16 protein-coding genes are annotated in these 20,727 nt (G+C 36.1%); 5 read left to right on the top strand and 11 right to left on the bottom strand.

All coding sequences use genetic code 11. The features are described from left to right. Window positions 1–124 precede the first annotated feature (124 nt). On the top strand, window positions 125–2,611 hold the full coding sequence (locus BW951_RS14955) for a hypothetical protein (protein ID WP_076394298.1): 2,487 nt from the start codon (window positions 125–127) through the stop codon (window positions 2,609–2,611). A 26-nt stretch (window positions 2,612–2,637) separates the two neighbouring features. Here BW951_RS14955 and BW951_RS14950 read toward each other — a convergent pair whose 3' ends face one another. Beyond that, window positions 2,638–5,703 (bottom strand): DNA polymerase III subunit alpha, encoded by a 3,066-nt coding sequence (locus BW951_RS14950; RefSeq protein ID WP_076394296.1) that lies wholly within the window; start codon window positions 5,701–5,703, stop codon window positions 2,638–2,640. Window positions 5,704–5,713: 10 nt separating this feature from the next. After that, window positions 5,714–6,862, bottom strand: a complete 1,149-nt coding sequence (gene dinB, locus BW951_RS14945) for a DNA polymerase IV (RefSeq protein ID WP_076394285.1) — start codon at window positions 6,860–6,862, stop codon at window positions 5,714–5,716. Window positions 6,863–6,939: 77 nt separating this feature from the next. Here dinB and BW951_RS14940 point away from each other — a divergent pair, with 77 nt between their 5' ends. Next, window positions 6,940–7,722 (top strand): XRE family transcriptional regulator, encoded by a 783-nt coding sequence (locus tag BW951_RS14940; protein ID WP_076394284.1) that lies wholly within the window; start codon window positions 6,940–6,942, stop codon window positions 7,720–7,722. Between the two features lie 71 nt (window positions 7,723–7,793). On the opposite strand, the gene BW951_RS14935 is transcribed toward BW951_RS14940, so the two are convergent. The 9 genes from BW951_RS14935 to BW951_RS14895 form a co-directional block, all read right to left on the bottom strand. Then, a complete protein-coding gene (locus BW951_RS14935; RefSeq protein WP_076351056.1) occupies window positions 7,794–7,976 on the bottom strand; it encodes a hypothetical protein in 183 nt (60 codons plus the stop codon). 68 nt (window positions 7,977–8,044) lie between these two features. After that, the gene (locus BW951_RS14930) at window positions 8,045–8,680 is read right to left on the bottom strand and encodes a hypothetical protein (RefSeq protein ID WP_076394283.1); all 636 of its coding nucleotides are present in this window, start codon (window positions 8,678–8,680) and stop codon (window positions 8,045–8,047) included. Between the two features lie 143 nt (window positions 8,681–8,823). Continuing rightward, complete coding sequence (locus BW951_RS14925) at window positions 8,824–9,849, bottom strand: hypothetical protein (RefSeq protein WP_076394282.1); 1,026 nt, start codon at window positions 9,847–9,849, stop codon at window positions 8,824–8,826. Between the two features lie 28 nt (window positions 9,850–9,877). Next, window positions 9,878–10,198 carry a hypothetical protein gene (locus BW951_RS14920; protein ID WP_139326169.1) on the bottom strand — a complete coding sequence of 107 codons (321 nt, stop codon included), beginning with the start codon at window positions 10,196–10,198 and terminating at the stop codon, window positions 9,878–9,880. A gap of 25 nt (window positions 10,199–10,223) precedes the next feature. After that, complete coding sequence (locus tag BW951_RS14915; protein ID WP_076394280.1) at window positions 10,224–10,991, bottom strand: DUF2314 domain-containing protein; 768 nt, start codon at window positions 10,989–10,991, stop codon at window positions 10,224–10,226. A gap of 140 nt (window positions 10,992–11,131) precedes the next feature. Further along, window positions 11,132–12,109 (bottom strand): hypothetical protein, encoded by a 978-nt coding sequence (locus BW951_RS14910; RefSeq protein ID WP_076394279.1) that lies wholly within the window; start codon window positions 12,107–12,109, stop codon window positions 11,132–11,134. Between the two features lie 38 nt (window positions 12,110–12,147). Next, a complete protein-coding gene (locus BW951_RS14905) occupies window positions 12,148–12,915 on the bottom strand; it encodes a DUF2314 domain-containing protein (protein ID WP_076394278.1) in 768 nt (255 codons plus the stop codon). 16 nt (window positions 12,916–12,931) lie between these two features. Then, window positions 12,932–13,987 carry an RHS repeat domain-containing protein gene (locus BW951_RS14900; RefSeq protein ID WP_076394277.1) on the bottom strand — a complete coding sequence of 352 codons (1,056 nt, stop codon included), beginning with the start codon at window positions 13,985–13,987 and terminating at the stop codon, window positions 12,932–12,934. Next, window positions 13,908–15,410: a transglutaminase family protein gene (locus BW951_RS14895; protein WP_139326168.1), complete on the bottom strand. Its 1,503-nt coding sequence runs from the start codon at window positions 15,408–15,410 to the stop codon at window positions 13,908–13,910. The genes BW951_RS14900 and BW951_RS14895 overlap by 80 nt, the downstream gene beginning before the upstream one ends. A gap of 625 nt (window positions 15,411–16,035) precedes the next feature. Between BW951_RS14895 and BW951_RS14890 the strand changes: the two genes are divergently transcribed. From BW951_RS14890 to BW951_RS14880, 3 genes are all read left to right on the top strand, one after another. Next, a complete protein-coding gene (locus BW951_RS14890) occupies window positions 16,036–16,560 on the top strand; it encodes a sigma-70 family RNA polymerase sigma factor (protein WP_076394274.1) in 525 nt (174 codons plus the stop codon). A 94-nt stretch (window positions 16,561–16,654) separates the two neighbouring features. Further along, the gene (locus tag BW951_RS14885) at window positions 16,655–17,485 is read left to right on the top strand and encodes a FecR family protein (protein ID WP_076394272.1); all 831 of its coding nucleotides are present in this window, start codon (window positions 16,655–16,657) and stop codon (window positions 17,483–17,485) included. A gap of 152 nt (window positions 17,486–17,637) precedes the next feature. After that, window positions 17,638–20,727 carry a SusC/RagA family TonB-linked outer membrane protein gene (locus tag BW951_RS14880; RefSeq protein ID WP_076394270.1) on the top strand — a complete coding sequence of 1,030 codons (3,090 nt, stop codon included), beginning with the start codon at window positions 17,638–17,640 and terminating at the stop codon, window positions 20,725–20,727.

Raw genomic sequence — 20,727 nt, 5'->3', positions numbered from 1 at the left:
AATTTTGATTGCCTCGATACTCAAGAATAGTTAAATTTGTTATTAAGGCAAATACTTCCGTATAATTGGATTGTGATTTCCCTGTAATAAAGCCATCCTATCACCCTAAGATTTGTAAAAGTATATGAATATAATAAAAGTACAGGACTTCAACAGAAAACTTACTGATGAACGACTTCACAATCATAACAGATACCAAAATGAACTGACAACCCTTTATCGGGAGATTATTTCCGGTATGGCTACGGACTACTTTGAGTATCGGAACCATATACCAGCTTTCTTACATAGTTTAGAACAAAATAGTGATCATTCTCTTCCGTATTCCATTGATCTTTTCCTTGAGCTTTATAACAAACTTCTGGGCTCAAAAAACTTTAATTTATTTGACCTCTCTATTATGGATCATAAACCGGATGATCATACAATCAAAATGATGGAGCCGATTTTAGAAGCTTCCTATAAAAAGAAAAAAGAACAGAGGTTATCAGAAAATAATTTTGATATTTCAACAATTTCCGATCAGAATAAAAAAAAGATGGCTACTTTGGTTATCCGGAAATTTCAGAATGATGCCAAGCAATTAAATTGGGATGAAGGTCTGGTTATCTCAAATATATCTCTGGCAGGATTCTTACGTCAAATACTGCTAGCACTCAACAATCCAGAATTATTTTATCATAGCGTTGGGCTTATTGTTGATAGGTTAAGCTCCTCCGAATATTATCAACCCGGACGTGATTTTGCAGAAGAGATCATACTGTCATCCTATAAAGACGGTATCCCTGAAGCGGGTTATTTTAATAGTTTCCGCATATATTCCAACATTGGTAGCATCCATGCTTCTTTAATTTATATTAATCTTGCTTTAACCTGCTTACTAGAAAAGAAACCGCCGTATTCAGATAGGTTAACAAGGGAAATTATCTGGCAAAGCTTTAAATTTTTTAGAAATGTTAAATTTTATGAATTTGCCATTGAATTGTATACTGAAATCCCTGCAGAAATCAATTTTTCGGCCTATGAAAGGAGATCTCTCGATCACGGATATTTCACCGTTTTACTAATGATGCATGATCAATCTCTTCCATCGAAATTACTCGATTATCTGCGTACAGAAAGAGAAAACATCTTGGCTGGAGGAATTAACGACGCTACGCCTTGGCTTCTAACCCTATACAATATCAAAAGAACTTACCCATCTGCGGACTTTAGTGCCAGTGGATTTGGTTTTTTTCTTTCCACATTTGAAATGATTGTTCCACCGGAGAACGTTAAAAAATACAAGGATATCATTCATGCGGATTCAGAGGATCTAAAAAAGCATTTAAAGGAATCTCTTGTTAAATTGAATGAAACAAGAAATACAGCAGACTTTGTTTACGATAACAAAACTGCCATCATGATTTCAGAACGACTTATTGACTATAGCACAAAAAAGCAGAATGCTGCAGCTTTCCTTTTGTCCATGGTACTAAAGTCTGATTACAGTATCCTGTTTCAAGAAAAAAAATCAGCCGAACTTGTCCCATTAATTCTACCGGAGATAAATGTTGATGAATTAGAAACACTCTATGATAATACGGAGGAATTTAAAAAGGAACTATCACTCAGTACCGGGATCGCAATGTGCTGGCTTGCCTCTGCGGAGGAGCAATTATCCGAGTTGCAGTTATTTAATGATGTATTTTCATTTCATCTTCTTAAGGACTGGAATCATAGTATATATAAACAATTACTTGATAGTGACTATTTTGTTGATCTTGAATTTAATGATACCGTAAAAGAGAGTCGAAGTATACGACAGGTCTATCCCGAAGAGTATGAAAATGAAGAAATTAGAATGATCAAACAGCTTAGTATTGGAAAGTTGTCAATTCATAATATGGCTCAGGGACTGTATATTGTAAATGATATGGAGCTGGCAAGATTTCCTCATAACTTATTTCTAAATGGCGTAGGGGACTTTATCGCTAAACATATTCCTGTTACTAATGTCCTTTCGACCGAATGGCTTTTAGAAAAAAAGGGAACTAAACCATTACATTTTGATTACAGGAAATCTATCTGGATACCTATTGAAAGTGGAGATATTCCGCTGAGCTACTTATATGGAAATATTGAAAATACGCTGCAAGAATTTTCTTTTGTTGTTCATCAGGAAATACAATTACAAACTCCTCTATCTGCGGAGATCAATATAGTATGCTCGCACGGTGCAAAAAACATTTCCGACACCCAAATGATCTCTCAGGGAGGTAACTTCACATATGACTTAAACACCATCATTGGAAAAGGGAAAATTTTGATCTTCTTTGTTTGCCATTCAGCCTCTATGAAAACAGAGTTTTTCAGGAACAACGTAACGTCTTTGATTAAGAGATTTATTGCTCAGGGCTATGATGCTGTCATCGCGCCATGCTGGGCACTAGATGTTACAGTTCCAAAATATTGGTTACCAGAATTTTTAAAGTCATTTGAAGAAGGTCAAACTGTATCAGAGGCGATGTTCAATGCAAACAAGAAAGTATATGAGCGATATCCTACACCAGCAGCTTGGGCATGTTTACACCTATATGGAAATCCGAATCTAAAAAGAGATATCAATTAACAAAATAATACAAAATCTGAATTAATTTACTCTTTTAACTTGCTATCAAAACCTATTCTTGGTAATCCAATTTCATGTTCCTGAGGATAAGGTGCCCGAAAAGTCATACTCACATCTTCTTTCATACGTTGCTGTGCTTCGTATTTCTTATCCTCATCGTGCGAATATCGTGGATCAGGAATAAATGGCATCTTTGCCATTTTAGTTATTGTAATCGTAGGAAAATGAAAGTCTACTTCTACTATTCCCAAAAGCAGATAGCACCCACCCCCTTGAAATGGATACTTTTCAAGAGAATCTGGAAAATGAGCCGTATCAAAGTAATTTCCATTGACATCGACCCAGGTTCCAAAATACATAGTCCCCCTCTTTGTAGGTACATGCTTACGCGAAATCAGATATGCAAGCATCTTCACCTGCTTTTTATGGTATTGTACAAGGTCATTGGCCATCACAGTTCCTCTGTACTTTGTCTGCAACAGATCAAAGGGTGTGCAAGACACCGGAAAAGATAGAATCTCAATCTCATCAAATGCATCTTCAAAGATGTTCCTTTTCAACTCTGGAAATTTAAATTCCTTCACAGGTTCTTCAAACAACGTTTCAAATCTACGTTCGGGTTTAAAGTCTCCAAGCAATACCCTTGCTTTTAAAAGCAATTCATTCTTCGGTACAGCAGTAAACCGAAATGCCCCAATAAAAATCAAAATCTGCAATGTTTCTATACCAATAGGTATTCGTTTGATAAAATCTTCAATGGATTTGTATTGTCCATTTCGTCTCCTTTCTTCGGGAATCAATTGTCCGAGTCTTGATTCAACTTTTTCAAGATGCATAAATCCCAAATAGATCTCATCGCCATAAATCGTAGCTTGGTGCTCACTCCTGTTTACACATGGATTCATAATCTTTCCACCAGACATCCTTGCTTCATGAACATACACCTCCGTCCGGTAAAAACCACCCATATTATTGATAACTGACACCATAAACTCCAACGGATAGTATACTTTCAGATATAAACTCTGATAACTTTCTACAGCGTAAGATGCAGAATGTGCCTTGCAAAATGAGTAGCCTGCAAATGATTCAATCTGTCGGTAAATCTCTGCACTCAGTTCTTGCGGGTGTCCCTGTTGTCTGCAAGATGCAAAAAAATCGTCTTTTACTTTTTGAAGTGCCGAAAGTGACCTACCTTTTCCGCTCATTGCCCTTCTGAGAATATCACCATCCGCTGCGGATACTCCCCCATAATGCAGCGCAATCTTAATAACATCTTCCTGGTACACCATGATGCCGTAGGTATCTCCGAGTTGGTCTTCAAAAACTTTATGGAAATATTCAAACTTATCTGGATTGTTGTGCCGAAAGATATATTCCCGCATCATGCCGCTCTGAGCGACCCCTGGACGTATAATAGACGATGCTGCCACCAGCACTTTATAGTTGTCACATTTTAACCTTCGCAGCAGCCCGCGCATCGCAGGACTTTCGATATAAAAACAACCTATTGTCCTTCCCTGGCTTAAAAATTCATTGCATTTTTCTTCATCCTTGGAAATGTTAGTGTCTTTGATGTTTACCTTAATTCCTCTTTTCTCTTCCAGAAGCCTAACTGTATCATTGATTGTACCCAGACCCCGCTGGGATAAGATATCGAATTTCTCAAATCCGATTTCCTCTGCCACATGCATATCCCATTGTACGATCGGAAATCCCTTGGGCGGCATTTCCAGTGCGGTAAAATTTGTCAAAGGTTCTTCAGAAATAATAATCCCACAAGAATGCATGGAACGCTGATTTGGAAACTTTTCTAAGAGCTTTCCATATTTCTGAACTTGCTGTACTATCTCATCTCGAAATACTCTTTCAGGATATTTCGACAATTCATCGAGTTCCTCTTTCGGTAAACCAAACACCTTCCCTACCTCCCTGATAATAGATCGGTACTTAAACTCAACATTCGTCCCACAGAACGCAACGTAATTTTTACCATAACGGTCAAAGATATAATCCAATATAGTATCCCGATCCTGCCAGCTCCAATCGATATCAAAGTCCGGTGGGCTTTTTCGGTTCTCATTTAAAAACCGCTCAAAATAGAGATCGAGTTCCAAGGGGCAGATATCGGTAATACCCAGACAGTAAGCGACAATACTATTTGCACCACTACCCCTACCAACATGCATGAAGCCCACACTATTACTATACCTGATAATATCCCATGTGATCAGGAAATATCCACTAAAATTAAGTTCATCAATAACTTTCAATTCCTTTTCGATCCGCTGTTTTGCCTTTCCGTGACTTTTCCCATAACGCCTTTCCAGTCCAACAAAAGCTAAACGTGTTAAAAGCCTCAGGTCATCTTTCTTAGAGCCTGTATAAAATTTTCTATTGCGTGGTGTTTCGAATGTAAAGTCAAAACTGCACTCCGAAAGAATTACAGTTGTATTCTGGATAATTTGCGGATAATTCCGGTAGGCATTTAAAATTACTTGTGGAGATTTTAAATATGCTGTTTTCGAGCAAATTTCGCTTTCTGGTAATTTAGAAAGCAATATATTATTATCAATAGCCCTCAAAATCCGGTGCAGATTGAATTCCTTCTTCGTGCTGAAAGTCACGGGGTGCAATATGACCATTTTGGGAATCAACCTATGATATTCTTTGCGGATCAACATATTTAGCTCTTCCTCCTGAATTCCAATATATTCATTATCATTAAGCTGTTCAGGTCTGTGAGCATTCAGTGGATAAATGATACAACAGTTTTCAAAATCTGGTCGCTCAGGTAGATCGATACCATCACAATTATAAGATGTTAGAACCCGATTTACCTCTCCTATACCTGTAAATTCTTTTGCAATGACAATATAGAGCAATTCACTCCCTTTACGTATCTCAACACCAACAATCGGCTTTATTCCTTTCTCTTCACATTTTTTCTTAAATTCATAAATGCCCGTAATCGTATTGATATCAGTAAGAACAAGCTCTTTAATACCCATTGCGGCTACCTGGCATACAAGATCGTCAATGGATAACGTTCCATAACGTAAGCTGTGATAGGAATGGCAGTTCAAATACATAGTTGAGCAATTAGCGTGAAAAATTAAAACCCACGGCTCTGCCGACCGCATCTTTTCCGAAACGATTCTTAATATTATCCATTGCCTGATAAAGGCTGATGAGCTCAGCATTATCCTCAAATAAATTCATCTGATAACTACCGTGGACAAGATCAGTAAATCTTAAACCCACTAAACGGAGACGCATTCTTCGCACATATACCTTATCGAAAAGTTCAAGCGCAACTCTTGCTAAAGTATGATCAGATGATGTATAGCTTACACGGCTCTGTTTGGTTTCGGTGTCAAAGTTTGAATACCTGATCTTAATTACTACGGTTGCTGTCAACCATTTTTCCTGGCGAAGCTGATGGGCCAACTGTTCAGCCATTCCCGAAATAATACTTCTAACTTCATACACATCCATCGTATCGCTACTAAAGGTTCTCTCTTTCGAGATTGATTTTCTCTCTGAATATGGTACGACAGGAGTTTCATCAATTCCATTGGCTTTCTTCCATAGATCAACACCATTCTTTCCGATCATCTGTTGGAGCACCTCAACCGGCATTTCTGATAAGGTGCCTATAGTTCTTATTCCAACTCTTGAAAATAGCTGAAAAGTTGCATTCCCTACCATAGGCATCTTTTTGATCGACAAAGGGTTTAAAAATGAATGAACGCCTACTGAAGGTATCTCACGATGACCGTGAGGTTTGGATTCCCCCGTTCCAATTTTGCTCACTGTTTTATTTATTGACAAAGCATAACTGATCGGAAGTCCTGTTTCTTTTTCAATTTTGGCACCTAACTCATTCGTCCATTTATATGCCCCGAAAAATTTATCCATACCGGTAAGGTCAAGATAAAACTCATCGATGGAAGCTTTCTCCATTACCGGTGCGCTTTCTTCAATAACTTCTGTAACAGTTTGGGACATCTTACTGTACAATTCCATATCGCCCTTCACTACTTTAGCCTGTGGGCAAAGACGTAGCGCCATTTTCATTGGCATGGCGGATCTAACGCCGAAAGTTCTTGCTTCATAACTACAGGAAGAAACCACACCGCGGTCTCCTCCACCAATAATCAATGGGATACCATTAAGCTGTGAGTTTACAAGCCGCTCGCAGGAAACAAAGAAGGTATCTAAATCCATATGTACGATAGACCGATTCATGTTTACTAAATTATTTAGCAAAATTGAGAAGATTTATCACAATTTATATTACTTTTGTTGTGATAAATTGTCACAAAATGTCAACACTCTCTATTCTAGCGGATAACATAAGGTATTTGCGACTTAAACAGGCTCCTAATCTCTCACAAGAAAAAATTGCTGAGAAATTGATGATTTCCAGAGATTCATACGCAAAATATGAAACTGCGAAATACACTCCTCCCCTGGATGTATTGTTAGGTATTTCCCGCTATTATCATATTAGTACAGATCTATTATTGACTGTTGACCTCAGAAAATATAAACTGGAAGAAATGCTCAATCTGCCGGATAACAGAATACTGCTTCCTATTAAGACGGACTCATTAGGGGAAAACAAGATAGAAATAGTTCCTTACAAAGCTAAAATGGGCTATCTTAAAGGATATGCAGATCCTGAATACATCGAGGGGTTACAGACAATGTCTCTTCCATTTCTAAGAAATGGTAAGTATAGGGCTTTTCCCGCAGAAGGCGATTCCATGCCCCCTTACAAAGATGGTACTTATGTTATTGGAGAATACGTAGAGCGTATTAGTGATATAAAATTAGGTAAAGTCTATCTCCTTATCACGCGAACCGATTTTATATTTAAGCGGATAGAAAGCGTAAATAAAAAGTCCATCACCGTGAAATCAAATGAAAGCTTCTATGAAAACTATGAAATTCCTTTTTCTGACTTATGGGAAATCTGGCAACATGCTGGCAGCTATTCACCCCAGGAACTTGAGATTATCGACTTTGCAAGCGAAGATGTAAAATCAATGTTATTGAGATTAATGCAGGAAATAAAGGAATTAAAGGCAGCTATAAAGAATTGAGTGAATTTAGGAAAACAATCGGGAGCCTGTCACCTTAGGAGACTTCCGATTGTTTTTGAAGATAACTGTTGCTATTCACTTTCATATTTAACCCAGGCACAGCCTGAAATATAAACTGCAAATTCGGTATCTCCAATGTGGCAGATCGTAAACTCGTCTTCCCTATCCGTATTGAATTTTTTAGTGAATTCTACACCCCCAAAAATAAACTTTTTATTCTCTGGAAGCGATCCTAGCGTTATTTCTTTCGTCATTATCCCAAAAATAATAAACAAAACACAGAGATTTTACGGTTTACCGTAATTCTTTGAAATAATCAGATTTATATTTTGATCAGCTTTGATATAAAAGAAATATCCGAACTTTTAACAATGACCCTAACGCCAGAAGGATATTCAATCATAACTGGAGTTTCAGCATAGTTAGAATCTCCTTCCACTGCATTCCCATTCATTAATTCATTTCTAACAATCTCCAGTGTATGACTTTGCGGCGAAATTGGCTCATGAAAGTTTTCAGGGGCTTTCACTTGAACAGATAACATCGAATCGGATACACCATGCTGCTCCAGATATGGATTGATCGGTTTTCCGGTTTCCTTGTGCTTTAAATATGCAAAATAGCTATACGGACGTGGTGTAAAATTCAAAAGCCAGGCCGCCATTTCTATAGCTAGTTCAGAAGTATTCTTGTCCTTTTTCAGGAAGTAAATTAAAGGCTTAAATTTTGCCGGATTAATCATTTTAACTTCCAAAAGCGAAACCTCGTCCTTCATCGACTTATCCATGAAATTTTTGAGTGTACGCATATCATAATGGTTCGAAATTTCCATGTAGCTCATAATACACTCATTTCTAACCTTCGCTGGAGTTAAGTACAGCATATTATTTGAAATTATCCCTTGTTCTTTGAGTATCAAATAATGGTTTCTTACAGCATCTCTATATTCATTCGTCATAATTTGAATTATTTATATGTCCTAACTATGATTTAAAGTTCATAATTTTTGGCATAATTTAATAATTCCGGACTGCTATAATACTATAATATCTTTTGTTAAAGGGAAATTTATTTGAGTCTACACTTAAAAACTAAACCGAACTAATGGGACAACCTCGTGTCTTCATATTTTTTTCGTTCAGTTTTCAAAGAAACCAACCATTCCAAATACATTCCTTCAGGCATATTTCGATAACCTATTTCATGAATATGCTTATATTCTTTATTCAACAAAGAAAGCAATTCTTTTGCTTTTGGTTCAGTAGCAACTAATTTTTGATATTGCTCCTTATGCGTTTCTGCTTTTAAAATCAATGCAGTCACTAAATAAGGATAAACCTCCAAAGCTCTTTCCGCACATTTCAGGGCGAAGCTTCCATCATTTTCGGGAAACGATCTCTTATAGCCATTGGCAAGATCCACCAAACATAGGGCAAGGCTTTCACGATCAGTTAAAGCCTTCATATAAACACCGTTCTGTATTGCATCCAAATGTATAAATCCCGATGCCATAAGCCATGCATCCTGTGGGAAAACACCACTCGTCAATTCCGTATTGTACCAACCTATTGACTTTATATTATGCTTAATATAGATGTGGTTTGGAGCTAGCGCCAAACTCGCATCAGCACCAATCTCTTCTGCAAGTATTTTATATAGGTATGGTAGAGAATTACAGTTACCTTTCTGCGTATTGACCAGTTTGGAAACAAAAAGGTTTGTTAACTCTTTATGACCAAATACGTCATTAAAATCATAAGAAAAGGGTTTATAATGAAGCGTATCCTTATTCATAACAATCGGTGTTTCTTGGCAGATAATTGAAAATATAGCGGCATATTTACTCACTGCTACTCTATCGTTTCCGTCATAGGTCAAGTCTCTACTTTCTATAATTTTTTTTGCAAAGTTGGCCATGAATTTTATTTTCCGGTTTACTTCGACTGTATCCAGCTTACCTTGATAATAAGCATCCTCAACACTTAGCACAGCAGTTTTAAAACTATAAGCCTGTTTATCAACCAACATATTATTTATCGTCTGAAAAGCATCATCGTAAAACTTATTTTGTTGTGCTTTGGCAAAATTGGTTATTGAAAGAACTAGGGTAATAATAAAGTATTTCATAATTTGGAACTCTTAATCATAAAGAGTATTAGATTTTATTGTTATCAAGATGATCAATGATTTCGATCACCAATACATCATCGGTTTTTTTATCATATTTCGCAAGGAACAAATCTATTAGTCGGCTTAATTCCTTCAACGAGCACAGACGTTCATAACTAATATTATGCTCTTTTAGCAATTCGCCCATGCCTATTTTTGACTTAAAAAACCGATATTCTGTATCTGTACTAACAGAATGTTCTGCAAAAATTATAATCTTGTCAAAATCCAGCTCTATATACTGATCGCCTAACAAGGTAGCTAGTGAATTGCGTCTGATTGCTTTAATAATATCTTCTAATTTCATCTCTATTCGCATTTCATAATTAATTTCATTCAACAAGGTTCAATACTTTCCAGCCATCTTTGCCAGAATACCATACCCACAGCCTATTTATCGTAACTGTACCGTCACTGTAAATAACCTTCTCCTCTATTAATTGCTGATCTTCCCTTTGATATTCAATGCTGAAAACCCTGTCTAAACCTTCAAATTTTGGAACCCCATTTAACTCTAACTCTTCAAAAAATGATACTTTCAAGGCTGATGTTATCATCTCATGGGTCTTCTCATTAATTTCTACAGAATGTTCTATCATAATATTCTCAGCTTCCTTTCTGAAATCTTTACAGGAAATAATTCCATCAAGATCTTTGTGGCTATAAAACTCCTCAATACTTAAAATTGCACCTTCAGGCGTAGAACGATCTGGTCTGAAAAAATCATTACCCTTGTCAATTCGAAATCCACATTCTATTTCAAAATTGAGTTTTTCCTCTTCTCCCAGCGTATTCCAATAATGTCTTATAGAATAGCCTCCAAGCATTCTTTGCCCCTCAATAATCATCCAGTCTATAGCTGTATTTAAAGGGACTTTTTTCGGCTCATTACTTTCTGACAAAACTCCACAGTAATAGCTATCTTCAATCCTGATATTTTCCAACCAAACAAAAATGCCATCCTTGTTCTGAAATTTGATCGCAGAATAACCAGAATAACCACTTTTAACTAGCTCGTTGAAATACCAGATTGTATTTTTTGCTTTATATAATAAATAGAGATAATCCTGATTTACCTCTAACTGAAAACTTTTATTCATGTTTCACAGGTGAATGTCACCGTTGTTTTATGGTTATCGTATTATAGCCGGGGAGACATCTTTTAATTTATAACTTTACCCATTGTATTTGGGTTATACAATGCAGTTCAAACTGATCTCAATTTATCGAGGATTATTCATCACAAAATAGCTCTTATCCACTGTGCCGATTTCAAAAATCGTTTTGCTGTATCATCCCCCCATTGCGCCCCATAATCAAACTCAAAGTTTTTGCAATTGTCATTTTTCAAAATTGTATTGGCGGTTAGTAAAAGCTTTTTACTATCAATAATTCCTGAAAGCTCCTGAAATTTCTTTTTCCAACCTGCGGATGGATTAGCACCACGCCCAGTATCAAAGAAATTAATAAGCTGAACTTTAATGTCAAAATCATCCCAATCGTCTTCAGAAAGCTCTAAATTAAAAATGCCATTCAAGATTTTATAGCAGCCCTGCTGATTTTCCACTTGAAATTTTTTCAGATAATCAATTAATGCGACATCCTTAGCCGAAACCAATTTTAAAATCTTTTTAAAACAGATAATATCATGGTGAAAGGTCTTTTGCTGAATAATATGCAGTATATTTTTCAAAGTTGAAAACTTAACATCGTCAGTAGCCTGTTTAAAAATACCACGAACGTGTTCTATTTTTAGAATGTCTTCTATGAAATTACTGTTAGGCGAAACGAAATAGTTATCTCTAAGATAAACAGTAATATGAAAAAAATCTTCTGGCGAATAGACAGTCATCTTATCATTTACTAACTTGGCTATCAAATTATCTCTGAGTAATGCTCCTAACCTTGCTACATATAACGATCTTAAAAAAGCACCATTAAATTCATTATTATAATTCAATAACTTAGGCAAAATGTATTTATAGCTTTTCCTCTCAATTTCTGATGAAATCAGTTCGTTAAAAGCGATTTCGAGATCCTGTTCTGTTTTTAATTGTTCTTCCCTATCACTAGATGATTCTTTATGCTTAAAAAGTAATAAGTCAAACCAGTTTTGGATTTTAATGAAATCACTCTCAGAAATAGCTAGTTCCCTAGCCAAGATTCTTGATTTTGCCAGTTCATCTTTTTTAAAGATTAAATATTTATCATCCATCATCGATATCACTTAATAACTGCTTACCTTTATCAAAAACACTATTCTATATTATTCAGCACTTTCCATTCCTGAGCTTCTGAATAAGCCACCCATAATGTATTGTTTACTGTAACACCATCAGGATAAATTACCTTTTCTCGGATCAGACATTTATTATCATGCTTCTCCATTAAGATAAAATTCCGTTCTATATTATTAAAAGAGGGAAATCCATTAGATTCTAGGTCTTCAATGAAAGATGCCTTCAAGGTTCCCGCAATTTCAAGTTGTAGCTCCTCAGTAACGTTCACCGACCTTTCTTCTAACAAATGTTTAGCTTCCTCCATAAAGTCTTTACAGGATAAGACCCCCATCAAATTCTTTTCTGAATAAAAGTTTTCAATTGTGATAATTGCTCCTTCTGGCGTTACTAAATCTGGTTTAAAAAAATCATTGCCATCGTCAATTTTAACGCCAAAGTCATTATCAAATGAAACCTTAGTATCTTCATCGAGCGTATCTCTATAATGTCGTATCGTGTAGCCGCCAATCAAACGTCCATCTTCGATAATCATCCAATCAATTACATCATTAATTAATACTTGTTGAGAAATACCATTTTCAGCGAGTTCACCCACAAAATAAATATCTTCAATATTTACCTTTTCCAACCAGACATAAACTCCCTTTTTATTTTTAAATTTAACGGAGTTATATCCAGAAAACCCTGCATAAATCAACTCATTAAAATACCATAACGTGTTTGCTGCCTTATATAGGTTGTAATTATAAAGATCGTTTTCTTCGATTTTTGCACTATTATTCATTTCATATTTATTTTAATTACGCACACCCAGGTATCCCTGCGCATGGATCTTTGGGTTTGGGAACAGGCATTAAAACAGGAGCCGGAGGATTATTAACATTAATATTATCCTTTTTAATCGGCGGTGCTTGTTTCAATTTTAGATCATTCAATTTTGTATCAGGATTATTATTTATCGCATCTTTTGCTTTATCCCTCAGATTTCTAACTCCATTTAATGCCTCAGACTTTGGTATTTCATCAAGCAATTGCTTAATTTGTTCATTGAGCTTTGGATGGTTTCCATGCCTGCCTTCTCCAGTAGCTTTATTGAACTTCTCCACAGTCAGCTTATTTTCTTTTCCTTCAAATTTATAACCTTCTTCCCTTGCTTGCTTTACAATTTCGTGATTTTTATGTTGTCGCGGTATTAAATGATGCTCATTTGATACTTTTCCGGTTGTCTCAGAGGTTTTAGTAACAGTTTCGACAACTGGGCTGGGACGCACAGATGAATTCTCCAAAAGCGGCATTAAACGAAATAGTCCCCAACAGCATTCAACTGCATCTTCTGGCGCAAGCCCTGTTGGATCTTTAAATTTCACAGGGTTGTTAAATGACATGTTATATGGGGTCCAATCTGGGAACTCCTCACTTAGCGGATCGGGACTTATCCAACGACCATGTGTGTCTCCAATTGGTTGGGCATCTGGATCGTCAAGATCGAATTCCAGAAAATCGACAACCTCACCCTTTTTGACATTGAAGCGTACTGATCCGATAGTGACAACACTATCCTGATCGTGAAATTCAAGGTATTTCCCTTTGCTTAATGTTGCAACTTTTGGATAGTACCCATATTTTTTAAAAGGATTTCCAGCAGCAATATTCTTTCTCCTTCTCTCGGCCTCTTCCGGACTAAGACTATCTCTAGTTTTTAGAACTTCCGCCATGTAAGGACGGGAGCGCTCTTCTTTTGTCAGCTTAACAGGATTGATCCACTCCTTTTTTTGGCTAACCTTTTTCTTGTGATTTACCTGCGCTTGGGAAAAGCTTAGCAGGAACAACACAAGAAAAAATAAAATCTTTCTCATAATTTGTTTGTTTTTGGTTAATGGTTAATAATTCTCTAAGTATTCTATAATCTTTGGGCTTTTCCTTTTTTGGAGGCACCGGTTTTGTTCGCTCCTTCGCTTTCCTAAGTTTCTGCGCATTTATGATTTTAATACGCTCGGCGATTTCGGCACTTTTTTGCTTGTTTTCTGTACTCCGTAATGAGCCAAGCCATTTTTCATATTGGTCAAGTGGCATCTGCGTAAAGCCTGATTGGTCTATATAATCGAAGTCAGACTTAATTTTAAGAAATTGTTCTTCTAATGGTGGATAATTACGGATATTTTGTAGCTGATCCTTATTTTCAGGATCAATACCAAATCTAGCACAGGCTTGCATAAAGCGCATTTGATCGGTATTGCTCTTCCATAGCGTAGCATTAATATTATTTGGATTTAATGCTAATGCTTTATCTAAAACTTTGGATACAAATTCATCATAACCATATTTATGAATATATCCACTGGCAAGATCAACATAGGTCTGTGATAAGATCTCCTGCTTACTTAGGTTCTGCATATACAATTTATTCTTTAATGCCTCAGCCTTGATATAGCCAGAATTAAGCACAAATGAATTGGCAGAAAACATTCCATTGGTGAGCTCTACACTTAGCATTTCACCATCAGCATCTTTAAACCGAATGTAGGAGTGATTAGGAGACATAACCAGATAAGCTTCTGCACCGATCTGTTCAGCTAAAATAAGGTATAACAAGGGCATCGAATGACATTGTCCTGTATTGGTTTTCATCAACTTGGAAACAAACATTTTGGAGTAATCCTTTGCGCCCATATAATCATCAAAATCATACTTCATTGCTTTATGCACTACTTTTCCGTTAAGTTTACTGTCTTCCGCGAAGTATTTGAAAATGGATAAGTTTTTAGAAACATTGTCGGAATCTTCAATTCCACTATTTTTTATTTCTTTACGAATGATATTTGTGGCTTTCTGGATTTGACCCTGATAAGTTACCTGAAAATTTTTATCATTGTTATTGTATGCATTTTCCACTATAAAAACTGCATCAGCAATTGAATAACTTTCAGAATCAAGTTTTGAAAGATGTTCAAATGCATTGTAATATGCACTAGTTCCTTTCTTGTCTGACAATGGAGATAGCTTAAAATTTCTTGAAAATGCTTCCGCACGAATCTCTGCCATCTGACGTTCAACTTCTTTATTTAGATGCTCCTGATCGGACTGGTAATTAACTTTCTTCTGTGGATTAACATAATTTGGGTGATTATTCATTCTAGAAGACAAATTGGATGTCTCATTCCGAATCACCGGAACACTATTTAAATTAGCTTGCTGAGGAGTTTCAGGAAGTTTTGGTAATCGTTGGCCATAGCAATAACATCCAACTATAAAATAGTAAAGTAAAATAATTTGTCTCATCGGTTTTAATGTGTTCTTATAGGTCGCTTTTTGGCTTCGCAATATATTTATTTTATAAAAACTAAAACATAGGGGTTTTCACGGAATTTTGAATAATTCTCTCTGCTTAGCTTTTCATTTCTAATTCTTTAAAAACAAAATTAAACTGCGATAACGCCAAAACCTGTCGTAATATAATAGATGTTATTACGAATTTGCACTTATGTACTTTTTAGGGGTAAAATACAAAAGGCATGGAACTATGACGCTATGTTAGAGAGGTACTGCGAGAACCCGACAACCATATAGACGACCTAGCCCATGCCCATATAATGGTACACGGGCGTAAGTCTGTCAAAAAATGGTTGTAAAGAAGATTCGCAGTTTTCTCTAACCAGTTGACAGCTTACGCTTTATTTGTTTTCGATAAATTTTAGGATGTAAATATATAAATATTTTTTAAACGAAATTTAATTTCACCATCAAAGGATGTAATTACACATATCTTAGACAATTATTGAGCAATTCCAATTTTACATAAAATTATTCAAATAATTGCAAGGTTTAATGCAAATCTATTACAAAAATTAACTCATTCAATAAAATATAATTAAATTTGTAAAGCGAGATCTCCGAAACCTTTTTAATGACTTTCTTTTCTAAACATATAATTGATGTCGAGGATATGTATAAATCCATATATAATACATATCGGGAACGTGTGTTTCATTATATCAATGGAAAGGTTAAGGACAGAAATGATATTCGTGATATCGTACAAAATGTGTTTTTCCATCTATGGGAATATAAAGAGTCTCTGGGAGGTGCTAATACTGAAAATATAATTTTTAAGACCTGTAATCAAGAAATTTCAAAATTTTTCAAGACACAACGAAAACATATATTTGAAAATAATTATAATATTCCTGAAACACCTGATGATGCTGTCGATCAGTTGGATTCTAAACTCATTAAAGAACAACAATTGCAAGCAATGCAGGATAGCATTGAGTTACTTCCGACTTCAAGCAAGAAAATGTTCACTATGAACAAGCTTGAGGGCGTCACTCAGGAAAAAATTGCGGTTCAGCTTAATTTGTCAAAAAAAATTGTGCAAAAACAAATTTCAGAAGCACTAATTTTTCTTCAAAATTTTCATAAAAACTCTTAAAACAAGTTAAAGTCAGTTAAAAAGAGTTAAATAAATGCTCCAAGAGGGGATCTTTTTTCATTTCGTTCCTAAATGTAATAAAAGACCCCTTTCTATGAACAATAATGAACCTTACGTAGAACCACTCACCCCCCAGGAGGCAGAAGAGGATTGGCTCGCTATTATCGCTCGGATAAGAGCGCACGAAGCCAAAAAGAGAAAAAGAAAAATCACCCGCTTTGTATCTGCAATTGCAGCATCAATCCTGCTGTTAATCAGTACTGTTTTAACTTACAGAATGTATGTGTTACCTGACATATACTTCGCTAAGGATAGTGATTTGGCAATAACCTTAAAGGATAATTCTCATATTACCCTTTCCAAAGGTGCAAAGTTAACAGTATACAAAACCTTTCCTTCTGATACTAGAGATGTTTTTCTTGAGGGTGATGCAGTCTTTAAGATAAGCAAATCAAAAGAGCATCCATTTATTGTACATGCAGGTTCCTATGAAGCTAAAGTTTTAGGAACTGTATTTAAAGTTGTGCAAACAGGCGCTACTTTTAACGTTGATCTGTATGAGGGAAAGGTTCAGGTGAGCAACTCTACAAAACCCAAAGAATCTTATATTATACAGCCCAAAGAAACATTTTCTAATATGGGCTCCAATCAAGTTGCTACTGTAGCACCAACAGCCCAAGGCGATTTCAAAAAGAAAAAGATAAGCGCTACACTAGCTTTTACCGACTTCTATTTACAGGACGCCTTAAAGATCATAGAAAGGACTTATGGGATTAAAATCATATTTCCCGCAGACCGGGCCTCTTCAAAAATATCTATTTTAAGTAAGGACGCCACGGTAGATCAGCTAATGGAAAATATCTCAATACAATTAAACCTAAATATAAAAAAAGCCAATGTTAATACTTTTGAACTGGAGGAATAAACTCCGGTCTTTGATTACTGCGGACATAATCCCAGACATTTGCCCTAAGTTAGGTTGGACTTAATAAAGAAGACCGACGGGCGCAACCGTCGGTCCTGTATCCAACTAATAAAACTGAACGGAATTATTAATTTTTAAATACATGCAAAAATATGAAAATTTTATGCAGTGCCGCTGTATTTCTATTATTCGGCTGGCACGGGCTACATGCCCAACAGAATCTCTCGCAAATGAGGGTAACTTTTGAAATCGGTAAAACTCCTGCAACAAAAGCAGTTGAAAAATTTCTAACCGAAAACAACATACAGTATAACTACTCTATTGATGACCTAAAAAATTATACGGTACAACCGCTAAAGTGTAAGAACGAACCTGTAATTGACTGTTTAAACAAGCTATTAAAAGATATACCGGTTGAAGCTTTAATAAATAATAATAGCGTCATTATTCGACGAAAAAAGAACAGACTAACAGCTGATAATATTGAATTTTCTGACCCCGCTATCGCAAAAGCAGATACCTTACGCGAAGCATCTAAAGTACAATCTATAGAGGAAGTTATCCTAAATGCTGGATATTACAATGTAAAGGACAAGGAACGTACTGGTAGTATTTCTAAGGTAACAGCAAAAGAAATAGAAAATCAACCTGTAACCAATGTATTATCTTCCATCCAAGGTCGTATGGCAGGTGTGAACATTGTGCAGAATAGTGGCGTTCCCGGCGGTGGTTTCGATATTCAGATAAGGGGACAGAACAGTTTGCGAACAGGCACTTTTACCGATCCAAGTGGTAATGTTCCACTATATGTCATAGACGGCGTTCCATTCAGTGAAATCTTATCTCAAAAATCCCAGATTTCCTCTACTATTTTTCCAACTGGAAATATCAACCCTTTGAATAGTATTAATCCAAATGATATTGAAAGTTTTGAGATATTAAAAGATGCCGACGCTACTGCAATCTACGGTTCCCGTGGTGCGAACGGAGTCATTTTAATCACTACTAAAAAAGGAAAAACGGGGACAGTTCGTTTGAATTTTTCTACCAATTATGGAATCAGCGAAAACATTTCAAACTTAAAATTATTGAATAAAGATCAATACCTAAAAATGCGTCGTGATGCTTATGCAAATGACAAAATTAACACATACCCTGTCAATGCCTATGATATTAATGGTACCTGGGATCAAAATCATGAGACCGATTGGGTTAAGACTTTAATCGGCAAAAAAGCAACCTTAAGTAACACCCAGCTTTCATTAAGTGGTGGAAGTGAAACAACAAATTTCATGATAAGTCTGGGGCATAACGAACAATCAACTGTATTTGGCAACGATTTCAAATACAATAGCAACAATTTCAATTCAAACATTTCACATCTTTCTAAAGACAACAAGTTTCTAATGAGTATATCAAATATGTTCTCTCAACAGAAAAATAACGTTGTTATGACAGATATGACCAGAAATGCCTATTTGTTATCCCCCATATCACCCCCACTTTATAAGGACGACGGAAATCTCAATTGGGCGAATAACACATTCACAAATCCATTGGCTGCTTATAATGCATCATATAATAATGACACAAAAACATTACAGAGTAATTTCAATTCCGAATACCGTCTTTATAAAGATCTCAAAATCAAATTGAATGCAGGTCTCAATTATACTACTATTAATGAATTAGCTTTAACTCCGAACACCATTTACAATCCAAATTTAGGAGCTGGAACATCAAGTGCTAATTCACAAGCAAATAAAAAGAACCAAGAGATATTCTCATATATAATTGAGCCACAAATAAATTGGCAGAAGAATTGGAACAAACATAAATTGGATGCACTTGTTGGAGGAAGCTTCCAGAAGAGTGATCGCCAAACGGATGATCGCCTTGGATTTGGATTTGAGAGCAACCAGTTTATTACTAACATTTCTGCGGCAAAAACCATATTAACCTTTGAAGATTCCGATATCGAATACCGTTATGCTGCACTATTTGGACGGCTTAATTACCAATTTGATGGTAAATATATTGTCAACGTTACAGGAAGACGGGACGGTAGCAGCCGTTTTGGTCCCAACAAACGCTTCGCCAATTTTGGAGCAGTAGGAATGGCCTGGCTCTTCTCAAAAGAAGGAATTTTCAAAGATTTGAAATGGCTAAGTTTTGGTAAACTTAGAGGAAGTTACGGTTCTGCGGGTAGCGACAATATCGGTGATTTTCAATTTCTTGATAACTATATTGTGTCATCATCCTCGATTTACAATAACATTACAGGTCTATCTCCGTCTCGTCTCTATAACCCAGATTACAGTTGGGAAATTACAAGAAAATTAGAGACAGCTCTTGAACTGGGCTTTTTCAAAAACCGTTTAAACATTACAACAGCGTGGTATCGTAACCGTTCTTCCAGCCAGTTGGTAGGTTACCAGCTTTCGGCAGTAACTGGGTTTACAAATGTGATAGCGAACCTACCAGCAACAATTCAAAATACCGGTTTAGAAATTGAACTATCAGGCCGTCCTATAACAGGAGAAAATTTCCGATGGGAATCTGGTTTTAATATTAGTTTTCCCACAAACAAGCTTTTATCATTTCCTGGACTTGCAGGCTCTTCCTACGCCAATCAGTACGTAGTAGGACAACCCACGAACATTATTAAGCTTTATCAATTGGAAGGCATTAACCCAGCAACAGGTCAATATCAGTTCACAGACTTCAATGGTGATGGTAAGATATCAGCTCCGGATGATCGTCAAGTTATAGAAAATCTTGGTGTCAGATTTTTTGGCGGATGGAATAACAATGTGTCTTTTAAGAATTGGAACCTCTCACTACTATTCCAATTTGTAAAAAAGAAAGGATTAAACTACAATTCAGTAATGACGATGCCGGGTTTAATGAACAATCAACCTGTTGAGGTCCTAAATGTATGGTCAGAAAGTAATCCTTCTGGATTTTATATGCCTTACAGTACCAAAAACGCAAGTAACCATGCCCTGTTCCGATCAAGTACGGCTACAGTCTCCGATGCATCTTTCATACGGCTAAAAAATTTACAATTAACGTACAAAATACCCCTGAAAAACGAAATTTTTAAAAGTGTTTCAATTTACTTTCAAGGACAAAACCTCTGGACATGGACAAAATTCTTTGGAGTAGATCCAGAGGCCTTGATTCCTGGTTTTTTGCCCCCTCTGAGAACCTATTCCTTTGGAGCTCAATTTAACCTTTAA

This window comes from Chryseobacterium gambrini, from assembly GCF_900156825.1.
Lineage (GTDB): Bacteria > Bacteroidota > Bacteroidia > Flavobacteriales > Weeksellaceae > Chryseobacterium > Chryseobacterium gambrini.
Note: the sequence above shows the minus strand (reverse complement) of the source record. Positions and strands in the feature narration are given on the sequence as shown.

Coding starts and splice junctions, on each gene's coding strand:
- BW951_RS14910 (WP_076394279.1), bottom strand. CDS start 12,109: ATGATGGATGATAAATATTTAATCTTTAAAAAAGATGAACTGGCAAAA.
- BW951_RS14900 (WP_076394277.1), bottom strand. CDS start 13,987: ATGAGAAAGATTTTATTTTTTCTTGTGTTGTTCCTGCTAAGCTTTTCC.
- BW951_RS14895 (WP_139326168.1), bottom strand. CDS start 15,410: ATGAGACAAATTATTTTACTTTACTATTTTATAGTTGGATGTTATTGC.
- dinB (WP_076394285.1), bottom strand. CDS start 6,862: ATGAATCGGTCTATCGTACATATGGATTTAGATACCTTCTTTGTTTCC.
- BW951_RS14905 (WP_076394278.1), bottom strand. CDS start 12,915: ATGAATAATAGTGCAAAAATCGAAGAAAACGATCTTTATAATTACAAC.
- BW951_RS14940 (WP_076394284.1), top strand. CDS start 6,940: ATGTCAACACTCTCTATTCTAGCGGATAACATAAGGTATTTGCGACTT.
- BW951_RS14920 (WP_139326169.1), bottom strand. CDS start 10,198: ATGAAATTAGAAGATATTATTAAAGCAATCAGACGCAATTCACTAGCT.
- BW951_RS14880 (WP_076394270.1), top strand. CDS start 17,638: ATGAAAATTTTATGCAGTGCCGCTGTATTTCTATTATTCGGCTGGCAC.
- BW951_RS14890 (WP_076394274.1), top strand. CDS start 16,036: ATGACTTTCTTTTCTAAACATATAATTGATGTCGAGGATATGTATAAA.
- BW951_RS14950 (WP_076394296.1), bottom strand. CDS start 5,703: ATGTATTTGAACTGCCATTCCTATCACAGCTTACGTTATGGAACGTTA.
- BW951_RS14955 (WP_076394298.1), top strand. CDS start 125: ATGAATATAATAAAAGTACAGGACTTCAACAGAAAACTTACTGATGAA.
- BW951_RS14930 (WP_076394283.1), bottom strand. CDS start 8,680: ATGACGAATGAATATAGAGATGCTGTAAGAAACCATTATTTGATACTC.
- BW951_RS14935 (WP_076351056.1), bottom strand. CDS start 7,976: ATGACGAAAGAAATAACGCTAGGATCGCTTCCAGAGAATAAAAAGTTT.
- BW951_RS14925 (WP_076394282.1), bottom strand. CDS start 9,849: ATGAAATACTTTATTATTACCCTAGTTCTTTCAATAACCAATTTTGCC.
- BW951_RS14915 (WP_076394280.1), bottom strand. CDS start 10,991: ATGAATAAAAGTTTTCAGTTAGAGGTAAATCAGGATTATCTCTATTTA.
- BW951_RS14885 (WP_076394272.1), top strand. CDS start 16,655: ATGAACAATAATGAACCTTACGTAGAACCACTCACCCCCCAGGAGGCA.